Source organism: Noviluteimonas caseinilytica, from assembly GCF_018406605.1.
Lineage (GTDB): Bacteria > Pseudomonadota > Gammaproteobacteria > Xanthomonadales > Xanthomonadaceae > Noviluteimonas > Noviluteimonas caseinilytica.
On the sequence record NZ_AP024545.1, the window covers coordinates 2,950,664 to 2,972,233 of the forward strand.

Genomic DNA, 21,570 nt, shown 5'->3' on the forward strand with positions numbered 1-21,570 from the left:
TGAAAAAAAAGGCGGCCACTGGCCGCCTTTTTCGTTTACGAGTATCGCTGCGCGCTTACACCGTCACCGGCAGCAGCTTTTCCGGCTCCGGCGAGGCCTCGACGTACAACTCGCCATCGCGCACGTCGATGTTGACCCGGCCGCCGCCCACCAGCTTGCCGAACAGCAGTTCGTCCGCCAGCGGCCGCTTGATCTTGTCCTGGATCACGCGGGCCATCGGGCGTGCGCCCATCAGCGGGTCGAAGCCGTGCTGCGCCAGCCAGTCGCGCGCGGCCGGCGTGGCCGACAGCGAGACGTTCTTGTCGTGCAGCTGCACTTCGAGCTCGATCAGGAACTTGTCCACCACGCGCAGGATGTGGTCGAAGCCCAGCGCCTGGAACTGCACCACCGCATCGAGGCGGTTGCGGAATTCCGGGCTGAAGCCGCGGCGGATCGCTTCCATCGCATCCGTGCTGTGGTCCTGGCGGGTGAAGCCGATCGTGCGACGCGCGGCCTGTGCCGCACCGGCGTTGGTGGTCATCACCACGATCACGTTCTTGAAGTTGGCTTCGCGCCCGTTGGTGTCGGTGAGCGTGCCGCGGTCCATGACCTGCAACAGGATGTTGAAGATGTCCGGATGCGCCTTCTCGACTTCGTCGAGCAGCAGCACGCAGTGCGGCGTCTTGACGATCTTCTCCGTCAGCAGGCCGCCCTGGTCGAAACCGACGTAACCCGGGGGCGCGCCGATCAGGCGACTGACCGAATGCGGCTCCATGTATTCGGACATGTCGAAGCGGACGAGCTCGATGCCCAACTGCAGCGCGAGCTGCCGCGTGACTTCGGTCTTGCCCACGCCGGTAGGGCCGGCGAACAGGAAGTTGCCGATCGGCTTGTCGGGATTTCCGAGGCCCGAGCGCGCGAGCTTGATGGCCGAGACCAGGGTGTCGATCGCCGGGTCCTGCCCGAAGATCACCATCTTCAAGTTGCGGTCGAGGTTCTTCAGCACGTCCTTGTCCGACGCGCTGACCTGCTTGGCCGGGATGCGCGCCATCTTGGCCACGATCGTTTCGATCTCTTCGACATCGATCAGCGACTTGCGCACGGCGGCCGGCAGCAACCGCTGGCGCGCGCCGGCTTCGTCGATGACGTCGATGGCCTTGTCGGGCAGCAGGCGGTCGCCGATGTGCTTGACCGACAGGTCCACCGCGGCCTGCAGCGCTTCGTCGGCGTAGGTGACGCCGTGGTGCGATTCGTAGCGCGGCTTGAGGCCCTGCAGGATCTCGAAGGTCTCGCCCACCGTCGGCTCGACGATGTCGATCTTCTGGAAGCGCCGCGCGAGCGCGCGGTCCTTCTCGAAGATGCCGCGGTATTCCTGGAACGTGGTGGACCCGATGCAGCGCAGTTCGCCCGAGGCGAGCACCGGCTTGATCAGGTTGGACGCGTCCATCGTGCCGCCGGACGCGGAGCCCGCGCCGATGATCGTGTGGATTTCGTCGATGAAGAGGATCGCGCCCGGGTGCTTCTTCAGCTGCGCGAGCACCGCCTTCAGGCGCTTCTCGAAATCGCCGCGGTACTTGGTGCCCGCGACCAGCGCGCCGAGGTCCAGCGCGTAGATGACGGCATCGGCCAGCACTTCCGGCACGTTGCCTTCGACGATGCGCTTGGCCAGGCCCTCGGCGAGCGCCGTCTTGCCCACGCCGGCTTCGCCGACGTAGAGCGGGTTGTTCTTGCGGCGGCGGCACAGCACCTGGATGGTGCGTTCCACTTCGTCGCTGCGGCCGACGAGCGGATCGATCTTGCCGGCGAGCGCGAGGTCGTTGAGGTTGGACGCGAACTCGGCGAGCGCGTCGCCCTTGTGTTCGCTTTCCTCGCCCTGCTTGGCCTCGTCCTGCTGCGGCGATTCCTCGCCTTCGCCCTGGCGCGTGATGCCGTGCGACAGGTAGTTGACGACGTCCAGGCGCGTGACGTCCTGCTGGTTCAGGAAATAGACGGCGTGCGAATCCTTCTCGCCGTAGATGGCGACCAGCACGTTGGCGCCGGTGACTTCCTTCTTGCCGGAGGACTGCACGTGGTAGACGGCGCGCTGCAGCACGCGCTGGAAGCCCAGCGTGGGTTGCGTGTCGCGGCCGTCGTCGTCGGCAAGGCGCGCCACCGAGGTTTCGATGGCCTTGTCGAGTTCGTGGCGCAGGCGGGGGAAATCCGCGCCGATGGCCTTGAGGACGGCCTCGGCGGAGGGGTTGTCGAGCAGCGCGAGGAGCAGGTGCTCGACGGTCATGAACTCATGACGCGCTTCGCGTGCCCGCTTGTAACACTGGCCGATGGTCTGCTCGAGATCCTTGCTGAACATGGTGCGTTGGCCTCCGAAGACTTGGCCGTTGGTGACTGTTCCCCGAGATGGGGGTGCAACCGACCATTTCCAGCCCTTCAATACCGCGACTCACATACGCCGTTTACGCCTTTTCCATGGTGCACAGCAAGGGGTGTTGGTTGACCCGTGCGTATTCGTTGACCTGTGCCACCTTCGACTCTGCGACGTCGCGCGTGAACACGCCGCAGACGCCGCGCCCGCGGGTGTGGACGTGCAGCATCACCTGGGTCGCCTTTTCGAGGTTCATGGCGAAAAACCGCATCAGGACGTCCACGACGAAGTCCATCGGCGTGTAGTCGTCGTTGAGGAGGAGGACGGAATACAGGGGCGGACGCGCGGTTTCCGGCTTGCTGGTCTCGACCATCGCGCCGTGGTCGCGTTCGTGTTCGTGCTTGCGGGCCATGGACGGGATTATAGGGAAGCGTCGTGGACGACCGGCAGCCGTGTCGCCACAATGCCCGAACACACAGGGGACCCATCCACATGCGCCATGCCAAGCCGTTGACCTTGCACGCCTGCATCCTCACTTGTGGCCTGGGCCTGGCGTTGTCCGCCGGCCCTGCCGTGGCCAAGGACCCGCCCAAGCCGGACCTGAAGGTCACGGCGCAGCTGGACGCGGCCGGCATGTCGTACCAGGTGGACGAGGAAGGCGACTACAAGATGGTGTTCGAGATGGAGGACAAGCGGACGCAGGTGGTGTTCCTCCGCGCGCCGGTGGAAACCTTCGGCAAGCGCCGCATCCGCGAGATCTGGTCGCCGGCCTACAAGGCCGAGGCCGACGGGCAGGTCCCGATGGACGTCGCCAATCGCCTGCTCGACGCCACCATGGCCAACAAGATCGGCGCCTGGGCGGCCGAAGGCGACGTGGCGGTGTTCGTCGTGAAGATCGACGCCGACGCCCCCGCCGCAGAATTGCGTGAAACCATCGAAGCCGCGGCCGACACCGCCGATGCGATGGAAAACGAACTCACCCCCGGCAAGGACGACTTCTGAGTGAGCTACCGCGAGGGCCGCTTCTGGCAACCCGACGTCACCGTGGCCACGATCGTGGTCCGCGACGGGCGCCTGCTGGTCGTCGAGGAACGCGTCAACGGCCAGCTCGTGCTCAACCAGCCCGCCGGGCACCTGGAACCGGATGAAAGCCTGGTCGAGGCCGCGCTGCGCGAAACGCGCGAGGAAACCGGTTGGGACGTGCGCCTCACCGGGTTCGTCGGTGCGTACCAGTGGAAGGCCGAGACCGGCCGCCACTACCTGCGCTTCGCGTTCTCCGCCGAACCCGAACGCCACGATCCCGACCGCAAGCTCGACACCGGCATCGAACGCGCGCTGTGGATGACGCCCGCCGAACTCGACGCCGCCCGCGACCGCCATCGCAGCCCGCTGGTGTGGCGCGCGGTCGCCGACCACCTCGCCGGCCGCCGCCATCCGCTGTCGATGGTCCAGCAGCTGGCGTGAGCGTTCGGCCGCACTGCGCATGACCCAGGTCCGCACCATCGTCGGCATGTCCGGCGGCGTCGATTCGTCGGTCGCCGCGCTGTTGCTGCGCGACGCGGGCGAACCGATCGCGGGCTTGTTCATGCAGAACTGGGCCGACGACGGCAGCGGCGACTGCCGGGCCGATGACGATCGCCGCGATGCGGTCGCGGTGTGCGGACGCCTGGGCCTGCCGATCCACTTCCGCGATTTCTCGGGCGAATACTGGGACGGCGTGTTCTCGCACTTCCTCGCCGAATACGCCGCGGGCCGCACGCCGAACCCCGACGTGCTGTGCAACCGCGAGATCAAGTTCAAGCATTTCCTCGACGCCGCGCATGCGCTGGGCGCCGAGCGCATCGCCACCGGGCACTACGCGCGCGTGGCGATCCAGGGCGGCCGCGCGCAGTTGCTGCGCGCCGTGGATCGCAACAAGGACCAGAGTTACTTCCTGCACCAGCTCGGGCAGGCGCAGTTGTCGCAGACGGTGTTCCCGCTGGGCGAACTGGAGAAGGACGCCGTGCGCCGCATCGCGCGCGAGGCCAACCTGCCGACGCACGCGAAGAAGGACTCCACCGGCATCTGCTTCATCGGCGAACGGGACTTTCGCGAATTCCTCGCGCGCTACCTCCCCGCCACGCCGGGCGAAATCCGGGATCCCTCCGGTGCCGTGGTCGGCGAACATCCCGGCGTGTTCTTCTTCACCCTCGGACAGCGCGAAGGCCTGCACATCGGCGGCGTGCGCGGGCGCGCGGCGGCGCCGTGGTACGTGGTGGGCAAGGACGTCGCCACGAATGTATTGGTCGTCGACCAGGGCAGCGACAGTCGTTTCCTGCAATCCGATCGCCTGTGGTCCGAGCCCGCGCACTGGATCGCCGGCGCCCCGCCCGCCACGCGCTTCACCTGCACCGCGCAGACGCGCTATCGCCAGCGCGAAGAGCCCTGCACGGTGACGGTGGAAAGCGACGGATCGGTGGCCGTCGCGTTCGATCGGCCGCAGCGCGCTGTCACGCCGGGACAATCGCTCGTGCTGTACGACGGGGATGCGTGCCTCGGGGGTGCGATCATCCTGCGCACCGACGCCCCCCTCGATCCTTCCTTCCCCCGGGAGTTCCACGCCGCATGAGCCCAGCCGCCAATCCGCTCGACGATCGCGCCATCGCCCTCGCCGGCCTCGTGCAGGCGTTGCGCCAGGTGCGCCAGATCGCCGAAACCGGCCAGGCCGACAGCGCCGTGCTGCAGACGGCGCTCGACAGCGTGTTCCGCATCGACGCCACCTCGCCGCTGGAGATCTACGGCAACGCGCACGCCGTCGCGCCCGGGATGCAGTTGCTGTTCGACTATTTCGCCAACGAAGGCGATGCGAAGGATGCGTTGCTGCCGCGCCTGGCGCTGTCGGTGATGCAGCTGGAACGCCGCTTCGTGCGCGAAGGCGCCACCGCGACGAAAGTGCAGGAAGGCCTGCTCGCGCTCGCGCCCACCGCCGAGCGCCTCGGCAGCACCCATCCCGACGTGCTGGCCTCGCTCGGCACCCTGTACGCCGATACCGTCAGTCACCTGCGTCCGCGCGTGATGGTCCAGGGCAACCCGCATTACCTCGGCCAGGCGGCCATCGTTTCGGAAATCCGCGCCGTGCTGCTCGCGGCGCTGCGCTCGGCGGTGCTGTGGCGGCAAATGGGCGGCAGCCTGTGGGATTTCCTGCTCCGCCGGCGCGCGCTGGTGGGCGCGGTGCAATCGCACCTGCGACTCTGAACCGGGGCGCGCGGGGACCGCGCGTAAACCCAAATTTGGGAACCGACGGTTCGATCCGGCATAATTCGCGGGCTCAGCGACGCCCTTTCCGTGGTTTTCCCGCGGATCGCAGGCCGCCCCCACTCGCACGCCCCACGGAGCCCCACGCATGGCCGACTCCTTCGCCACCCGCGCCCAACTCGACGTCAACGGCAAGTCGCTGACGTATTACAGCCTGCCGCGCCTGTCGCCGCGCTTCGACCTGTCGAAGCTGCCCTACTCGATGAAGATCCTCCTCGAGAATCTGCTGCGCCACGAAGACGGCGTGACCGTCACCGCCGAACACATCGAAGCGGTCGCGACGTGGGACGCCAAGGGCGACGACGAAACCGAAATCGCATTCATGCCCGCGCGCGTGGTGCTGCAGGACTTCACCGGCGTGCCGTGCGTGGTCGACCTGGCCGCGATGCGCGACGCCGTCACCAAGCTCGGCGGCGACGCCAACCGCATCAACCCGCTGATCCCGTCGGAACTGGTCATCGACCACTCGGTGCAGGTCGACGTGTTCGGCCGCGCCGATGCGCTGGAACTCAACGGCAAGATCGAATTCGAGCGCAACCTGGAGCGTTACAGCTTCCTGCGCTGGGGCCAGAAGGCGCTGCGCAACTTCAAGGTGGTGCCGCCCAACACCGGCATCGTGCACCAGGTGAACCTCGAGAACCTGGCGCGCGTGGTGGTGGAACGCGAAGTCACCAACATCGACGGCACGACCGAACTGCAGGCGTTCCCGGACACCGTGTTCGGCACCGACTCGCACACCACGATGATCAACGGCATCGGCGTGCTGGGCTGGGGCGTCGGCGGCATCGAAGCGGAGGCGGCGATGCTCGGCCAGCCGTCCTCGATGCTCATCCCGCAGGTCGTCGGCTTCAAGCTGACGGGCAAGCTGCCGGAAGGCACCACCGCCACCGACCTCGTGCTCACCGTGACGCAGATGCTCCGCGCGCTCGGCGTGGTCGGCAAGTTCGTCGAGTTCTACGGCGACGGCCTGCAGCACCTGCCGCTCGCCGACCGCGCGACGATCGCCAACATGGCGCCGGAATACGGCGCGACGTGCGGCATCTTCCCGATCGACAACGAAGCGCTCACCTACATGCGCCTGTCGGGCCGCAGCGAAGAACAGATCGCGCTCGTCGAGGCTTACGCGAAGGCGCAGGGCATGTGGCACGACGCGGCCACGCCGCACGCCACGTACTCGGCCACGCTCGAGCTGGACCTCGGCGACGTCAAGCCCTCGCTCGCCGGCCCGAAGCGTCCGCAGGACCGCGTGCTGCTCGAGAAGGTGAAGGACAACTTCCACGCCAACCTCGAAGGCCTCACCGCCACGCGCGGCGCGAAGAAGAACGAACTCGTGCGCATGGACGCCGAGGGCGGCGACCAGCCGCAGGCCGAACACCTCGCCGCCAGCCCGAAGTCGAAGATCCGCATCCAGGACCAGGATTGCGAACTTACCGACGGCTCCGTGGTCATCGCCGCGATCACCTCGTGCACCAACACGTCCAACCCGGCGGTGATGCTGGGTGCGGGCCTGCTCGCGCGCAACGCGGTGAAGCTGGGCCTGAAGGTCAAGCCGTGGGTGAAGACTTCGCTCGGCCCGGGTTCGCTGGTGGTCACCGATTACCTCAAGAAGGCCGGCGTGCTGGCAGACCTGGAGAAGCTCGGCTTCTTCGTCGTCGGCTATGGCTGCACCACGTGCATCGGCAACTCCGGCCCGCTGCCGGACGAAGTCTCGCGCGGCATCGCGGAGAACGAACTGGTCGTCGGTTCGGTGTTGTCGGGCAACCGGAACTTCGAAGGCCGCGTGCATCCCGAAGTGAAGATGAACTACCTCGCCTCCCCGCCGCTGGTGGTCGCCTACGCGCTCGCCGGCACGGTGGACATCGACATGACGAAGGAACCGCTCGGCCGCACGCCGGACGGCAAGGACGTCTTCCTGCGCGACCTGTGGCCGACCAACAAGGAAATCGGCGACACCATCGCCGCCACCGTGGGCCCGGAACTGTTCGCGCAGAACTACGCCGACGTGTTCAAGGGCGATTCGCGCTGGAACCAGATCGCTTCGCCCGATGGCGCGGCGTACGCGTGGGACGCAAAGTCGACCTACATCAAGAATCCGCCGTACTTCGACGGCATGACGATGGAAGTCGGCCACATCGCCGACATCCACGGCGCGCGCGTGCTCGGCCTGTTCGGTGATTCGATCACCACCGACCACATCTCGCCGGCCGGCAACATCAAGAAGGATTCGCCGGCGGGCCGCTTCCTGCAGGAACGCGGCGTGCAGCCGGCGGACTTCAACAGCTACGGTTCGCGCCGCGGCAACGACGACGTCATGGTGCGCGGCACCTTCGCCAACATCCGCATCAAGAACCTGATGTTCGGCGGCGAAGAAGGCGGCAACACGCTGTACTTCGACAAGCGCGGCGCGGAAGGCGAAAAGCTCGCCATCTACGACGCGGCGATGAAGTACAAGGCCGACGGCGTGCCGCTGGTGGTGTTCGCGGGCAAGGAATACGGCACCGGTTCGTCGCGCGACTGGGCGGCCAAGGGCACCAACCTGCTGGGCGTCAAGGCCGTGGTGGCCGAAAGCTTCGAGCGCATCCACCGCTCCAACCTGGTCGGCATGGGCGTGCTGCCGTTGCAGTTCATGGACGGCCAGAACGCGAAGTCGCTGGGCCTCACCGGCGCCGAGACGTTCGACATCACCGGCCTGGACGACGGCAAGGCGCGCACCGCCACCGTCGTCGCGCGCGGCCCCGATGGCGAGAAGCGCTTCGACGTGCGCGTGCTGCTGCTGACGCCGAAGGAAGTCGAGTACTTCCGCAACGGCGGCATCCTGCATTACGTGCTGCGCCAGCTGGCGTCCAAGAAAGCGGCGTAAGCCAACGCACGCAAGATCGGGAAAGGCGGCTCCGGCCGCCTTTTTCGTTTCAGGACTTCGGCGCCCACTCCGCGCTCACCAGCTTCCAGTCGCCGCCCACCCTGCGCCAGCCGGTGGTGACATCGAACACCTGGCCCGAATCGGGCAGCAGGCCGCCCGCGCCGCCGGTCACCGCCGCGGTGAACTTCACCGTGGCGCCCTCCCCTTGCATCGCGATGTCCATTGGGCCGAACGTCGCGCCCACCGTGCGGTTGCGCAGGAAGATCACCTGCGCGAACCGCTTGGCCTGCGTGCGATCCATCCCGTCGGGTCCGATGAAATCGTCCGCGAGCCCGTCGGCCAGCGCGCCGGCATCGCGCGCTTCGATCGCCGACTGCATCGTTGCGATGTCGCGCCGCAATGCGACTTCCGGGGCATCGCGCTTGCACCCCGCGATGGCGACGGCGAGCGACAATGCGATCAACAAGGTGCGCAGGACAGCTGGCATCGCAATCTCCCGGAGGCTGCCGGCAAGGCTAATCCAGCGCCTTGCCAGCCTGTAGTGCCTATGCTCCAATCGGCCGCGACCGTACGGCAGCGGATTTTCCTGCGCCTTCCGGCACCGTCAGCAGTAGATCCCGGGGAGATCGCAGCATGCAGGTTGAACGTCCGTGGCTGTCCAGTTATCCGCAGGGCGTGCCCGCGGAGATCGATGTCGACGAATTCCCGTCGATCGTCTCCGTGCTGCAGTCCTCGCTGGAGAAATTCCGCGACCGGCCCGCGTTCGCCAACCTCGGCAAGGTGATCACCTACGCCGAGATCGATCGCCTCAGCCAGCAGTTCGCCGCCTACCTGCTGGGCGAGCTCAAGCTCAAGAAGGGCGATCGCGTCGCGATCATGATGCCCAACTGCCTGCAGTACCCCATCGCCACCTTCGGCGTGCTGCGCGCGGGCCTCACCGTCGTCAACACCAATCCGATGTACACGGCACGCGAGCTCAAGCACCAGCTTGAAGACTCCGGCGCCAGCGTGCTGGTCGTGCTCGACAACTTCGGCGCCGTCGTCCAGGAAGTGCTTGCGGAAACGCAGGTGCGCCAGGTGGTCACCACGGGCCTGGGCGACATGCTCGGTTTCCCGAAGGGCCCGCTGGTCAATTTCGTGCTGCGCCACGTCAAGAAGATGGTGCCGGACTATTCGCTGCCGGGCGCCATCCGCTTCCGCGATGCGCTCACCCTCGGCCAGATGCATCCGCTGCCGCAGGTGGCCATCGATGCCGAAGACCTCGCCTTCCTGCAGTACACCGGCGGCACCACCGGCGTTGCGAAGGGCGCGATGCTCACGCACCGCAACCTCGTGGCCAACATGCAGCAGGCCGCGGCGTGGATCGGCACCAACGTGCGCTATGGCGAAGAATTGATCATCACCGCGTTGCCGCTGTACCACATCTTCGCGTTGACGGCGAACGGCCTGGTCTTCATGAAGTTCGGCGGCCTCAATTACCTGATCACCAATCCGCGCGACATGCCCGCGTTCGTGAAGGAACTCAAGAAAGTCCCCTTCACCGCCATCACCGGCGTCAACACGCTGTTCAACGGGTTGCTCAACACGCCGGGCTTCGACTCGATCGACTTCTCGCGCCTGCACCTCACCCTCGGCGGCGGCATGGCCGTGCAGCGCGCGGTGGCCGAGCGCTGGAAGAAGATCACCGGCGTCACCCTGGTCGAGGCCTACGGCCTGACCGAAACCTCGCCCGCCGCGTGCATCAACCCGATGGACCTGGCCGAGTACAACGGCTCGATCGGCCTGCCCGTCCCGTCCACCGATGCGTGCCTGAAGGACGAATCCGGCAACCGCGTCGCCCAGGGCGAAGTCGGCGAGCTGTGCATCAAGGGCCCGCAGGTCATGAAGGGCTACTGGCAGCGGCCGGACGAAACGGCCAACGTCATGGACGCCGAAGGCTGGCTGCACACCGGCGACATGGCGAAGATGGACGAGAAGGGTTTCTTCTACATCGTGGACCGGAAGAAGGACATGATCCTGGTGTCCGGCTTCAATGTTTATCCCAACGAAGTGGAAGACGTGATCGCGATGCTTCCCGGGGTCCTGGAAGTCGGCGCGGTCGGCGTGCCGGACGAGAAGTCCGGCGAGGCGGTCAAGGTGGTCATCGTCCGCAAGGACCCCAACCTCACCGCCGAAGAGGTCAAGGCGCACGCCAAGGAAAACCTCACCGGCTACAAGCAGCCGAAGTACGTGGAGTTCCGCACCGAGCTGCCGAAGACCAACGTGGGCAAGATCCTGCGTCGCGAACTGCGCGGACCCACGCCCGCGGCCTGATTCTTGCATCGGTTTCCAGTGACCGAATCATGGGGTGACCGCTCGTCGCCCCGTGACTGTAAACGCTTGCATTTTCACTCGGTCCTCGCGCCAGCCGGGGTGTAGCATCCCCCACGTGGGCTATTGCCCGCCCGCTGCCCACCCCTGTTCGCGGACGGGTTCCCAAGGGGAACGACCATGAGCAACATCGAGAAGCTGCAGCGCAGCTCCCGCTTTCCCACCATGCGTGTGGAATCCGAACCGAGCGGCGCCAGTCATTGGCTGTACATGCACGCAGACGCCGGCACCGGCATTCGTCCTTGTTTCCGTACGGAACTCATGGACGAAATGTGGCGCTTCCTGAACAGCATCACGCTGACCAAGAACCAGCGCCGCCCGGGCGTCATGCGCCATGTCGTGCTCGCCTCGGACGCCCCCGCGTTCAACCTCGGCGGCGACCTCGAACTGTTTGCCCGCCTCATCCGCGACAACAACCGCGAACAGCTGCTCGGTTACGCACGCAAGTGCATCGACGGCGTGCACCACTTCCACACGGGCCTGGGCGGCGACGTCCGCACCATCGCGCTGGTCCAGGGCGACGCGCTCGGCGGCGGCATGGAACTCGCGCTGTCCTGCCACACCATCGTGGCCGAGCAAGGCGTGGGCATGGGCCTGCCGGAAGTGCTGTTCGGTCTGTTCCCGGGCATGGGCGCCTATTCGTTCCTCTGCAAGCGCGTGTCGCCGCAACTGGCCGAAAAGATGATCCTCAGCGGCGAGATCTATTCCTCCGACGAACTGCACAAGATGGGCGTGGTCGACATCCTCGTGCCGAAGGGCGAAGGCGCCTCCGCGGTGCAGGACCTCATCCGCAACCAGCAGCGTTCGCCGCATGCGCACCTGGCGCTCAACCAGTGCCGCGCGATCGCGCAGCCGGTGGGCTACGACGAGCTGATGGGCATCACCGAAGTGTGGGTGGATACGGCGCTGGCGCTGGGCGATCGCTCGCTCAAGACCATGGACCGCATCGTCCGCGCGCAGGAACGTCGCTCCGGGGCGGAAGTGGCCGCGTAACGTCAGTCGGGATCGATGTGGAACTGCTGTAGGAAAGACCCGCCTGCGTAATGCAGGCGTCAGCCGTTTTCGTTGTCGCGCGCGGCTTTGTGTCCGCGCGCGTCCAGCGCTGCGCGCCCCTGCGCCATGCGTTCGCGCAACACCGCGAACCGCGCGCGCCATTCCCGCGTGAGCTGCCATTCCGGCAGCCGCATCCATTCGCTGCTGGCCGCGGCCAGCCGCACCAGGCCCAGGTTGCTCGACACGCCCTTCAGCGCGTGCGCGTGGTCGCGGACCTGCGCCCATTCGCCGGCTTCGCCGGATTTCTCCAGCGACGCCAGGCACGCCTCGGCGTCCCGCAGGCATTGCTGGATGAATTCGCGCACGAACGATTCACCCATGCCGAGCGATCCGAGTTCCTCGAGCACGCCCGGATCGAAGTCGTCCTCGCCCATCGGCAATTCCACGCGTGCGTTCGCGGCCGTGGTGGACGAGGCCTGCCCGCTCGTGGCCACCTCGGCCAGGGTATCGAGCAGGCGCGCCGCCACGATGGGCTTGGGCAGGAACGCGCGGGCACCGGCCTGCGCGCATTGCTGGATCGCTTCGGGCGTGACGTCGGCGGTGAGCACGATCACCGGCGTGCGCTTGCCGCCGCCGGCTTCCATGACGCGCAATTCGCGCAGCAGGTCCAGGCCGCTGACGCCGGGCATGTGCAGGTCGACGATCGCCGCATCGAAGCTGTTGGCGGCCAGCGCGTCGAGCACCTGTTCGCCATCGTCCACGCTCACCACGCGGTGCCCCGCCTTCTGCAGCAGGCGCTGCAGCACCATGCGGTTGGCGGCGTGGTCGTCGGCGATCAGCAAGTCCAGCGTGCGCACGCGCGCGCGGTGGCGCAGGAACGGATCGCCGAACGCGATGACGTTGGCGCCCGTCTCGTTGCCGTAGGACACCGGCGCCGGCGACGGTGCTTCGGCTTCGCGCGGCACGCCGACCGGTTGCGCCACGAACGGCACGAGGTCGAACGGCAGTTCCACCCAGAAGCGGCTGCCCCGCATTTCCGAGCTCTCGAAGCCGATGCTGCCGCCCATCGCTTCGGTCAGGCCCTTGGCGATCGTGGTGCCCAGGCCCGTGCCGCCGTAACGGCGCGACAGGCTGGCGTCGGCCTGCTCGAAGGCTTCGAACAACCGCGCGCGCGCCGCGGCCGGGATGCCGATGCCGGTATCGATCACGGTGAAGCGCAGGCGCACCTTGTGGTCTTCGGCGTGCGCGAGCGCGACGTCGAGCTTCACCGAGCCTTCGTCGGTGAACTTGATCGCGTTGCCCGCCAGGTTGATCAGCACCTGACGCACGTGGCCGGCGTCGCCGACCAGGCGTTCGGGCACGTCGGGCGCGACCTTGAGGATGTAGTCGATGCGCTTGTTGCGCGCGGTGGGCTGCAGGATCGCGCCGATGTTGCCGAGCAGTTCGTGCAGCGAGAACTCGACCGTGTGCAGCTTGAGCTTGCCCGCCTCGATCGCCGAGATGTCCAGCACGTCCTCGACCAGCGACAGCAGCGAGCGCGTGGAGGCCTGGATCGTGTTGAGGCATTCGCGCTGTTCGCTGTCCAGGCGCGTGGTGGCGAGCAGTTCCGACATGCCCGCCAGGCCGTTGAGCGGCGTGCGGAACTCGTGGCTCATGTTCGCCAGGAACGTGCTCTTGGCTTCGTTGGCGCGGCGCGCTTCCTCGGTGGCGCGCGTCAACGCGCGCAGCAGGCCCGACAGGTACAGCGGCACTGCGACCAGGCCGAGCAGCAAACCCAGGCCCAGCGTGCGGTTGGCGTGCCAGTAATCGTTGAAGACCAGCGTGGCGCCGAAGCTGGTGGTGGCGCCAAGCACCGCGAGGTACAGGTACCGGTTGCCGAAGCGCAGGCCGTTGCCGACGGTGACCCACATCAGGATGACGTAGACCCACGCGAGCGGTTCGCCCATGCGGATCATCGCCAGGCCCATCAGGCCGTAGTCGGACACCATGCCGATCGCGCGGCGCACGTGCGACACGCCCGGCCGCACGAGGATCGACACCACGATGCCCAGCCCCACCGCGAACCCGGTGGCGACCATGATCAGCACGTCGTGGTATTCGGCGATCGGGCTCGTCGGATCCGGGCCGCGCACCATCAGGTACGCGAGCACCACCGACAACACCGCCAGGCGTACGAGGGCCTGTCCGTGCTCGCTGTCGGGCCGGTTGGTCAATCGCTGCCGGAGGGCGGTCAGCGCCTGCATCAGGCTTCCAGTGCGGGCCGCGAACTGGTGGTGGAGAAGCGCTGGCAGATGTCGTCCAGGCGATCGCGCGAGCGCATCAGCGCTTCCACGCAACGCGGGTCGAACAGGCGACCGCGTTGCGCGTAGAGGTAGGCCAGTGCCGCGTCGATGGTCCAGGCGTCCTTGTACGGGCGCGGCGAGATCAGCGCGTCGAACACGTCGGCCACGGCAACGATGCGCGCCTCCAGCGGGATCGCTTCGCCCACCAGGCCGTCGGGATAGCCGCTGCCGTCGTAGCGCTCGTGGTGGCGCAGCGCGACCGTGGCGCCGGTCTGGATGAAACGGCTCTGGCTGCCGCTGAGCAGCTCGTGCCCGATGCGCGGATGGCGACGCATGATCGTCGTCTCCTGCTCCGTGAGCGGACCCGGCTTGAGCAGGATCGCATCGGGGATCGCGATCTTGCCCATGTCGTGCAGGGGCGCGGCGAGTTCGATCAGGCGCGCTTCGTCTTCGGTGAGCCCGAGGCCTTCGGCGATCAGGCCGGCGACGTGCGCCATGCGCTCGAGGTAGGCGCTGGTGCCGATGTCGCGGTATTCGATCGCGCGCGCCAGGCGCGACAGCGTCTCGCGTTCGCGTTCCTCGACTTCGTTCATGCTCGACAGCAATCGCTGTTCGAGCGAGAGCGCGCGTTGCTTGACGGTCTCGGCCTGCTGGCGCAGGTGCAGCAGGTTGCGGCAGCGCGCACGCAGTTCGCGCGGGCGCACCGGCTTGACCAGGAAATCGATGACGCCGGCCTCGAGCGCGGCCTGGCGGACGGGCTCGTCGCCCACCACCGTGACCAGCACGATCGGCACGTCGCGGTGCACCGGCGGGCGGCGGAAGCGGCGGGCGAACTCCAGCCCGTCCATGCCCGGCATGCGGTAATCGAGCAGCAGCAGGTCCGGGCGGTTGCTCTCGCACCAGGCCAGGGCGGCGTTCGGGTCGCCGAAGTCGTGCACGGCCAGCTCGGGACCGATGTCCTCGAGGATGTGCCGCAGCATCGTTCGCGCCGATGTCTGGTCGTCGACGATGACCACGTTCACTTCATTCACCCGCATGAGATGGCGCCCCCTGGAATCCCTCCCCGGCGTTGGCCCGGAGCATACCCCGCCGTGTCGAGCGGGAGCACTGTTTCTGCTTGCGAACCGGGATGGCGTCCGCAGCGATTCCGCTGGCTTTCACGTTGGGGCGCGCTCAACACGCCTCCTCGTCGTCGTCTCCGCCGTCCCGGACGGTGCCGAACCGGGTCAGCAGGCGCTGCAAGGCCATCTCCAGGCGGTCGGGCATCGGGGCGAAGTGCAGCCCCACCCCGCGCGCGTCGGACCGGGCCACGCGGGCCAGCAACTGCAGTTGCAGCGCCACGCCCGGCGGTCCGGCGACCAGTTCGACTTCCACCGCCTGCCCCAGCGCAAGGCCATGGCCCGCCGGACGGGGCATGGAGAGCCCCGTCACCGAGAGGTCTTCGAGTGGCGCGTGCCAGTCGCCCGCGGGACCCCGGAGGATGGCTTCCCCCGGGAGCGCCACGCGCGAGCGTCGGATGTCGGACTGCGCCGGGGGCGTCATGCCCTGGAACAACGGCAACGACGGCTTGATCCGGCCTTCACACGCGCGGCGGCGATCGATCAGCCGCCGTGCGCTTCGGGCCGCATGTACGGGAACAGCAGCACGTCGCGGATCGACGCCGAATCCGTCAGCAGCATGACGAGGCGATCGATGCCGACGCCCAGCCCGCCGGTGGGCGGCAGGCCCACTTCGAGCGCGCGGATGTAGTCGGCGTCGAAATGCATCGCTTCGTCGTCGCCGCCTTCCTTCGCCTCGACTTGCGCGCGGAACCGCGCGGCCTGGTCTTCCGGATCGTTGAGCTCGGAGAAACCGTTCGCCAGTTCCTTGCCACCGACGAACAGTTCGAAGCGGTCGGTGATGCCCGGCTCGGTGTCGGACTCGCGCGCGAGCGGCGAGACTTCCACCGGGTAGTGCGTGATGAACGTGGGCTGCGTGAGCCCGGCTTCCACCGTCTTCTCGAAGATTTCGAGCAGCAGCTTGCCCCAGCCATCGTTGGCCTTGACCGGGATGCGCAGCGCTTCGCAATGGCGCACGAGCGCGGCGCGGTCGCGGCAGTCGGCGACCGTGATGTGCGGGTTGAGTTCGCGCACCGCTTCTTCCAGGCGCCAGCGACGGAAGCGCGGGCCCAGGTCGATCGCGTTGCCTTCCCACGTCAGCGCGGTGGTGCCGATGGCTTCCTGCGCGGCGTTGCGGATCATGTCTTCGGTGAGGTCCATGATCTCGTCGTACGTGGCGTAGGCCTCGTACAACTCGAGCATCGTGAACTCCGGGTTGTGCCGCGTGCTGACGCCTTCGTTGCGGAAGTTGCGGTTGATCTCGTACACGCGCTCGAAGCCGCCGACGACCAGGCGCTTGAGGTACAGCTCCGGCGCCACGCGCAGGAACAGATCGAGATCCAGCGCGTTGTGGTGCGTGGTGAACGGCTTGGCCGTGGCGCCACCGACGATGTAATGCATCATCGGCGTCTCCACTTCCAGGAAGCGGCGCGCATCCAGCCAGCGGCGGATCGCGGCGATCACCTGCGAGCGCTTGACGAAGACTTCGCGCGATTCGGGCGAGACGATGAGGTCGACGTAACGCTGGCGATAGCGCTGCTCGACGTCGGCCATGCCATGGAACTTGTCCGGCAGCGGGCGCAGCGCCTTGGTCAGCAACCGCAGCGTCTCGGCGCGCACAGACAACTCGCCGGTGCGCGTGCGCGTGAGCTCGCCTTCCACCGCGACGATGTCGCCGAGGTCGAGGTCCTTGAACGTGGCGTACGCGTCGACGCCCAGCACGTCCTGCTTCAGCCACAACTGGATGCGGCCCGATTCGTCCTGCACCTGCGCGAAGCCCGACTTGCCCATGTCGCGCTTGAGCAGCACGCGGCCCGCCAGCACGACGCGGTGCGGTTTCTCCGCGAGCGCCTCGGCGGTCCAGGTTTCGGCGTTGGCGTACGTCGACTGCACATCGCCGGCGTAGTCGGCGCGGCGGAAGTCGTTCGGGAACGCGTTGCCCTTCGCACGCAGCGCGGCGAGCTTGGCGCGGCGCTCGGCGATCAGGCGGTTCTCGTCGTGCGGCGGGATGTCTTGCGGGGTGTCGGTCATTCTTCGCTCGTCGTTCATGCCGCGTCGCTGCGCTTGGAACCGGCCTCCAGGCCGGACTTGAGGCTGGCTTCGATGAATTCATCGAGGTCGCCGTCGAGCACCTTCTGCGTATCGCTGCGCTCGATGCCCGTGCGCAGGTCCTTGATGCGGCTCTGGTCCAGCACGTAGTTGCGGATCTGGCTGCCCCAGCCGATGTCGGACTTGGTGGCTTCCACCGCGTCGCGCACGGCGTTGCGCTTCTGCACTTCCAGTTCGTACAACTTCGCGGCCAGCATCTTCATCGCACGGTCGCGGTTGGCGTGCTGGCTGCGTTCGGTCTGGCACGCCACCACGATGCCGGACGGCACGTGCGTGATGCGCACCGCCGATTCGGTCTTGTTGACGTGCTGGCCGCCGGCGCCGGACGACCGGTACACGTCGGTCTTCAGGTCCGCGGGGTTGATGTCGATGTCGATTTCGTCGTCGACTTCCGGCGAGACGAACAGCGACGTGAACGAGGTATGCCGGCGGTTGTCGGAATCGAACGGCGACTTGCGCACCAGGCGATGCACGCCGGTTTCCGTCTTCAGCCAGCCGTAGGCGTAGTCGCCTTCCACGCGGAACGTGGCCGACTTGATGCCCGCCACTTCGCCGCCGGAGACTTCCAGCAGTTCGGTCTTCCAGCCGCGCGATTCGGCCCAGCGCAGGTACATGCGCAGCAGGATCTCGGCCCAGTCCTGCGCCTCGGTGCCGCCGGCGCCGGCCTGGATGTCGACGAAGGCCGAATGCGAATCCATCTGGCCGGAGAACATGCGCTGGAATTCCAGCTGTTCGACGTGCTTCGCGTAACGCTCGACGTCGGCGGCGATGGCGTTGGCGGTGTCCTGGTCGTCTTCGAGCTCGACCAGTTCGAGCAGTTCGCTCGCGCCGTCCAGACCTTCGGTGAGGTCGCGGATGCCGTTGACGGTCTTGTCTAGCAGCGAGCGTTCGCGGCCCAGGGCCTGCGCGCGCTGCGAGTCGTTCCAGATGTCGGGGCTTTCGAGTTCGCGGTTGACTTCTTCCAGGCGCTCGCGCTTGGCGTCGTAGTCAAAGATACCCCCTCAGCGCATGCAGCCGACCGGAGAGGTCGGCGATGCGCTGGCGGACGGGATTGAGTTCGATCATGGGTGGCGTTTGCTGCGTGTTGCGAGGCCGCGAATGATAGCAGCCGGGGCGCGGGCCCCGGCCGCGTGGCAGGCTCATTTCACGTCGAATTCGCCGACGAACACCGTGTCGTCCTTGCCGTCCAGCCGCAGCGTGACCCGCTGGTCGCGCTGGGCCTTCGTGCCCCAGCCCGTGCTCAGGGACAGCGTGAGCGTGGTGGCGCCGGTGACGATCTGCTGGCGGTCGCCGAAATAGTGCGCTTCCACCTTGTAGCGGCCGGGCCTGGCGTTGCGCAGCACGAATTCCTCGGGGCCGTAGCCGCCGGTGAAATCGTCCGAGATCAGCCCGCCCTGCCGCGTCAGCGTGTGGGCGTAGTAGCACTTCTCGCCGTCCGGATCGGTGACCCACAGGTCCATGTCGCTGTTGTCGCTGTCCCAGGACAGCGCGACCCGCAGGTCCAGCGGCAGGTTGCGGCGCAGGCGGCGATCGACGAAGGCCAGGTCGAGCGGCCCGGGGCTCGTGGCCGCGATCGCGTTGAGCTCGTTGAGCGCGACCAGTTCCACCTCGGAGAAGCGCGAATCCCACGTGCGCGCGACCACGTCGTACAGGTGCGTGATCGCTTCCTGCCGCTGGCCCGTCGCCGCCAGGGCCAGGCCCAGGTCGCGGTGGCTTTGCGGTTCCTCGTCGGCCAGGGCGAGCACGGTGCGGAACACCTCGACGGCGCGCCCGTAATCCTTCGCCTGCATCAGGCGATACCCGAGCACGCGCAGGACGTGGCGGTTCTCCAGGCGCAGTTCGGCGAGGTTGGAGAGCACGCGCAGGGCTTCGGCGCGCCGCCCCTTCTCGAGCAGCAGGTCGGCGACGTCGAGGTAGAAGGCGGTGCTGTCGGCGTGGCTGTCGCGTTCGTCGAGGTAGAGGGCGTAGAGCGCATCGGGTTGCGCGGCGCGCAGGCGGCGGGCGTACGGGGAATCGGGCTGCCAGGGTTGGAGGGTGATGGTGGCGGCGGGGTTGGCTTTCCGCTCGACGCCCGGGGCCAGCAGGCCTTGCGGCGGCGCGGCACTGCGCTGCGAGGCCGCCGCTGCGTCGCGGTCCGATGCCGCGGCCGCCGCGTCCGCAGCCTCGCGTGCATCCACACGCGCCGCGTCGCGTCGCACTTCCAGCGCCTGCGCCTGCTCGGCGGTGAGGATCGTCGTGGACTCCACTGCGGAGACCTCCGGCGCGTTCGCAGCGACAGGCGCGGGAGCGGGAGGAGGCGCTGCGGCGGGCGCTGCAACGTCGCACTCGGGGCATCCCGCGTCGCGGCGCGTTTCCTTCTTCGGGAACTTCGTCTTCCACCACGCGATGCGTGCGTCGAATTCCGACGCCACCTGGTCCAGGCGTTCGCTGCGGGTCTGTGCGCGTTCCTCGCGCTGCTGCGCCTGCAGCCGCGCAACCTCCTCGCGCAAGGCCGGCGGCGGCGCAATGTCGTAACGCACGTAATCCTCGACGGCATCGAGCACGATCAGCGACGTGCCCGGCGTCACCACGCCGAACTGCTGCCCGATGCGCGCGATCTCCGCGCGATTCGCCTCCGGATCGACGGACAACCCCGCGATCTTCCACCCCGCCCACACGCCGCCGACTTGCGGATGCGTGGCATCGCTGGCGGGCATCGCCGCGCGCACGGTCTTGCGCACGCCGTTGTCGGAGAGGGTGAAATCGACGTAGGCGTCGGGATCGGTGACGCGGCCCGCGACGCGCAGCACGCCGTCCTCGACGAAGCGCGACGGCACTTCGAGATCGGTCACGCCGTGCGGCGCGAGGCCGACGATGCGCACGCCTTCGTCGAGCAACGCATGCGTCGCGGCCTCGAGCCCCTGCGTGCCCTGCCATGCGACGAGGCGCCCGTTGCGCTGTTGCGCAAGCTTGCCGAGCCGCACGGTGTCGGAGGCGGCGCCGGCGGTATCGATCGCATACAGGCGTTGCGTGGGCGACAGGCGCGGCAGTTCCTTGGTGCCGTACGTGCGCAGGCCATCGCTGACGAGCAGGTATTCCTCGATCGCGGGATCGGCGGACCAATCGCCGAGATCGCTCGCACCATCCAGCACGGCGCGATCCAGCGCGTTTCGCAACGCGGACCAGTCGCCACCGTGTATGTCGAAGCGGCCGCCGTCTTCGCCGACGTCGCGCAGGAAGCGCAGCACCACCCTGCCCTCGCCCATGCGCGCGAAGTAGCGGTCGAGCAGCGCGAATTCCGCGGCGCGATCGCGCTTGCGCGCCGAGGCCGACGCATCCCACAGCAGGCCGACCGCATGCGGCATCGTGCGCGGCGCGGGTGCGGCGGGATGCAGCGGGACTTCCGCGAGGACGTAGCGTTCGCCCGTGGCCGTCGTGGTCGCGTACGCGGCGGGCGCATCGGCGATCGGAAAGCGCAGGCCGATCGGCGTCGCGGCGCGGAAGGCCGCGCGCTGCACCTGCGCGTCCCACCCATCGCCCGCGCGCGCGAAGCGCAAGCCATCGAACGTGCCGGTGGTCTCCGGCGCCGCACGCAACCCACGCGCCGACACGCGCAACGCGAAGGCCTCCGCCCCCGCGAGCAACTGCACCGGGATATCGAGCCGCCCCATTCCACCTTCGCGACGCAGCACCTCGTCGATCGCCAGCCGCACGCGGCGCGTGCCATTGGCGGGGATCGGATACACGCGCAGGCGGAACTGGTTGCCGGCGGTCTGTTCCAGCAGGCCCGGGTCCACGCGGCGGCGCTCGACGCTCTCGAACACCTGGCGGCCCTGGTCCTTCGGCACCGGCACGGCCTCGCGCATCTGGCCACCGATGTCGAGCGCGAACGCCGCGATCTGCTGGCCCGGCTGCAGCGGGAATTCGAGCGACCCTTCGAGCTGCCGCGCGTTGGGGTTGAGGAGTTCGAGTTCGATCGTGGTGCGCGCCAGGCGCCCGGCGACATCGACGTGCACCGCGGCCGAATGCAGGCGGATGGGCTGCAACCTGGCGGCGACCTCCCCCGTGATCCGCACGAGCGGCGGCGCGGTGACGTCCTGCGGCGGAAGCGAATGGCGACGCTGCGCGTCGACGGTAGTCACGCACAACGTGATCGCGCAGGCGGCGATCGCGACGGACAAACGCTGCATTTTGGGTTCCCCTGGACCGTGGTGCCCCTTGCAACGCTCCCGTCGCGGCAATGGGGTT

Annotated in this window: 16 protein-coding genes; 7 read left to right on the forward strand and 9 right to left on the reverse strand. The window is 67.8% G+C overall.

Annotated elements, in window-relative coordinates; translation table 11 throughout:
* Positions 1-55 precede the first annotated feature (55 nt).
* Positions 56-2,326: an ATP-dependent Clp protease ATP-binding subunit ClpA gene (clpA, locus tag LYSCAS_RS14455; protein ID WP_213434747.1), complete on the reverse strand. Its 2,271-nt coding sequence runs from the start codon at positions 2,324-2,326 to the stop codon at positions 56-58.
* 103 nt (positions 2,327-2,429) lie between these two features.
* Entirely contained in the window at positions 2,430-2,750 is a 321-nt protein-coding gene (clpS, locus tag LYSCAS_RS14460; RefSeq protein ID WP_036168938.1) for an ATP-dependent Clp protease adapter ClpS, read from the reverse strand.
* Positions 2,751-2,830: 80 nt separating this feature from the next.
* On the opposite strand from clpS, the gene LYSCAS_RS14465 reads away from it, so the two are divergent.
* The 5 genes from LYSCAS_RS14465 (at position 2,831) to acnA (ending at position 8,492) form a co-directional block, all read left to right on the forward strand.
* Positions 2,831-3,340 (forward strand): hypothetical protein, encoded by a 510-nt coding sequence (locus LYSCAS_RS14465; protein ID WP_213434748.1) that lies wholly within the window; start codon positions 2,831-2,833, stop codon positions 3,338-3,340.
* Positions 3,341-3,802 carry an NUDIX hydrolase gene (locus tag LYSCAS_RS14470; protein ID WP_213434749.1) on the forward strand — a complete coding sequence of 154 codons (462 nt, stop codon included), beginning with the start codon at positions 3,341-3,343 and terminating at the stop codon, positions 3,800-3,802.
* A 19-nt stretch (positions 3,803-3,821) separates the two neighbouring features.
* Positions 3,822-4,946, forward strand: a complete 1,125-nt coding sequence (gene mnmA, locus LYSCAS_RS14475; protein ID WP_213434750.1) for a tRNA 2-thiouridine(34) synthase MnmA — start codon at positions 3,822-3,824, stop codon at positions 4,944-4,946.
* On the forward strand, positions 4,943-5,572 hold the full coding sequence (gene hflD / locus LYSCAS_RS14480) for a high frequency lysogenization protein HflD (RefSeq protein ID WP_213434751.1): 630 nt from the start codon (positions 4,943-4,945) through the stop codon (positions 5,570-5,572). Before mnmA ends, hflD begins: the two co-directional genes overlap by 4 nt.
* A 148-nt stretch (positions 5,573-5,720) precedes the next feature.
* Positions 5,721-8,492: an aconitate hydratase AcnA gene (acnA, locus tag LYSCAS_RS14485; RefSeq protein WP_213434752.1), complete on the forward strand. Its 2,772-nt coding sequence runs from the start codon at positions 5,721-5,723 to the stop codon at positions 8,490-8,492.
* A 49-nt stretch (positions 8,493-8,541) separates the two neighbouring features.
* Here the strand turns inward: acnA and LYSCAS_RS14490 are convergent, their stop codons facing one another.
* Positions 8,542-8,979 carry a nuclear transport factor 2 family protein gene (locus LYSCAS_RS14490; RefSeq protein ID WP_213434753.1) on the reverse strand — a complete coding sequence of 146 codons (438 nt, stop codon included), beginning with the start codon at positions 8,977-8,979 and terminating at the stop codon, positions 8,542-8,544.
* 146 nt (positions 8,980-9,125) lie between these two features.
* On the opposite strand from LYSCAS_RS14490, the gene LYSCAS_RS14495 reads away from it, so the two are divergent.
* Positions 9,126-10,805, forward strand: a complete 1,680-nt coding sequence (locus tag LYSCAS_RS14495; RefSeq protein WP_213434754.1) for a long-chain fatty acid--CoA ligase — start codon at positions 9,126-9,128, stop codon at positions 10,803-10,805.
* Positions 10,806-10,982: 177 nt separating this feature from the next.
* Positions 10,983-11,855 (forward strand): crotonase/enoyl-CoA hydratase family protein, encoded by an 873-nt coding sequence (locus tag LYSCAS_RS14500; protein ID WP_213434755.1) that lies wholly within the window; start codon positions 10,983-10,985, stop codon positions 11,853-11,855.
* A 59-nt stretch (positions 11,856-11,914) separates the two neighbouring features.
* On the opposite strand, the gene LYSCAS_RS14505 is transcribed toward LYSCAS_RS14500, so the two are convergent.
* From LYSCAS_RS14505 to LYSCAS_RS14530, 6 genes are all read right to left on the reverse strand, one after another.
* A complete protein-coding gene (locus tag LYSCAS_RS14505) occupies positions 11,915-14,098 on the reverse strand; it encodes a response regulator (RefSeq protein WP_213434756.1) in 2,184 nt (727 codons plus the stop codon).
* Positions 14,098-15,174: a response regulator gene (locus LYSCAS_RS14510; protein WP_213434757.1), complete on the reverse strand. Its 1,077-nt coding sequence runs from the start codon at positions 15,172-15,174 to the stop codon at positions 14,098-14,100. Before LYSCAS_RS14510 ends, LYSCAS_RS14505 begins: the two co-directional genes overlap by 1 nt.
* A gap of 136 nt (positions 15,175-15,310) precedes the next feature.
* Complete coding sequence (locus tag LYSCAS_RS14515; RefSeq protein ID WP_213434758.1) at positions 15,311-15,697, reverse strand: PilZ domain-containing protein; 387 nt, start codon at positions 15,695-15,697, stop codon at positions 15,311-15,313.
* 41 nt (positions 15,698-15,738) lie between these two features.
* Positions 15,739-17,265: a lysine--tRNA ligase gene (gene lysS, locus LYSCAS_RS14520; protein ID WP_213434759.1), complete on the reverse strand. Its 1,527-nt coding sequence runs from the start codon at positions 17,263-17,265 to the stop codon at positions 15,739-15,741.
* 14 nt (positions 17,266-17,279) lie between these two features.
* Positions 17,280-18,408 (reverse strand): peptide chain release factor 2 gene (gene prfB, locus LYSCAS_RS14525; protein WP_213434760.1). Its coding sequence is split into 2 segments (ribosomal slippage): positions 17,280-18,332 and positions 18,334-18,408, totalling 1,128 coding nucleotides; the frame shifts between segments, so codons are not numbered across the junction.
* Positions 18,409-18,482: 74 nt separating this feature from the next.
* On the reverse strand, positions 18,483-21,512 hold the full coding sequence (locus tag LYSCAS_RS14530; RefSeq protein ID WP_213434761.1) for a VIT domain-containing protein: 3,030 nt from the start codon (positions 21,510-21,512) through the stop codon (positions 18,483-18,485).
* Positions 21,513-21,570 lie beyond the last annotated feature (58 nt).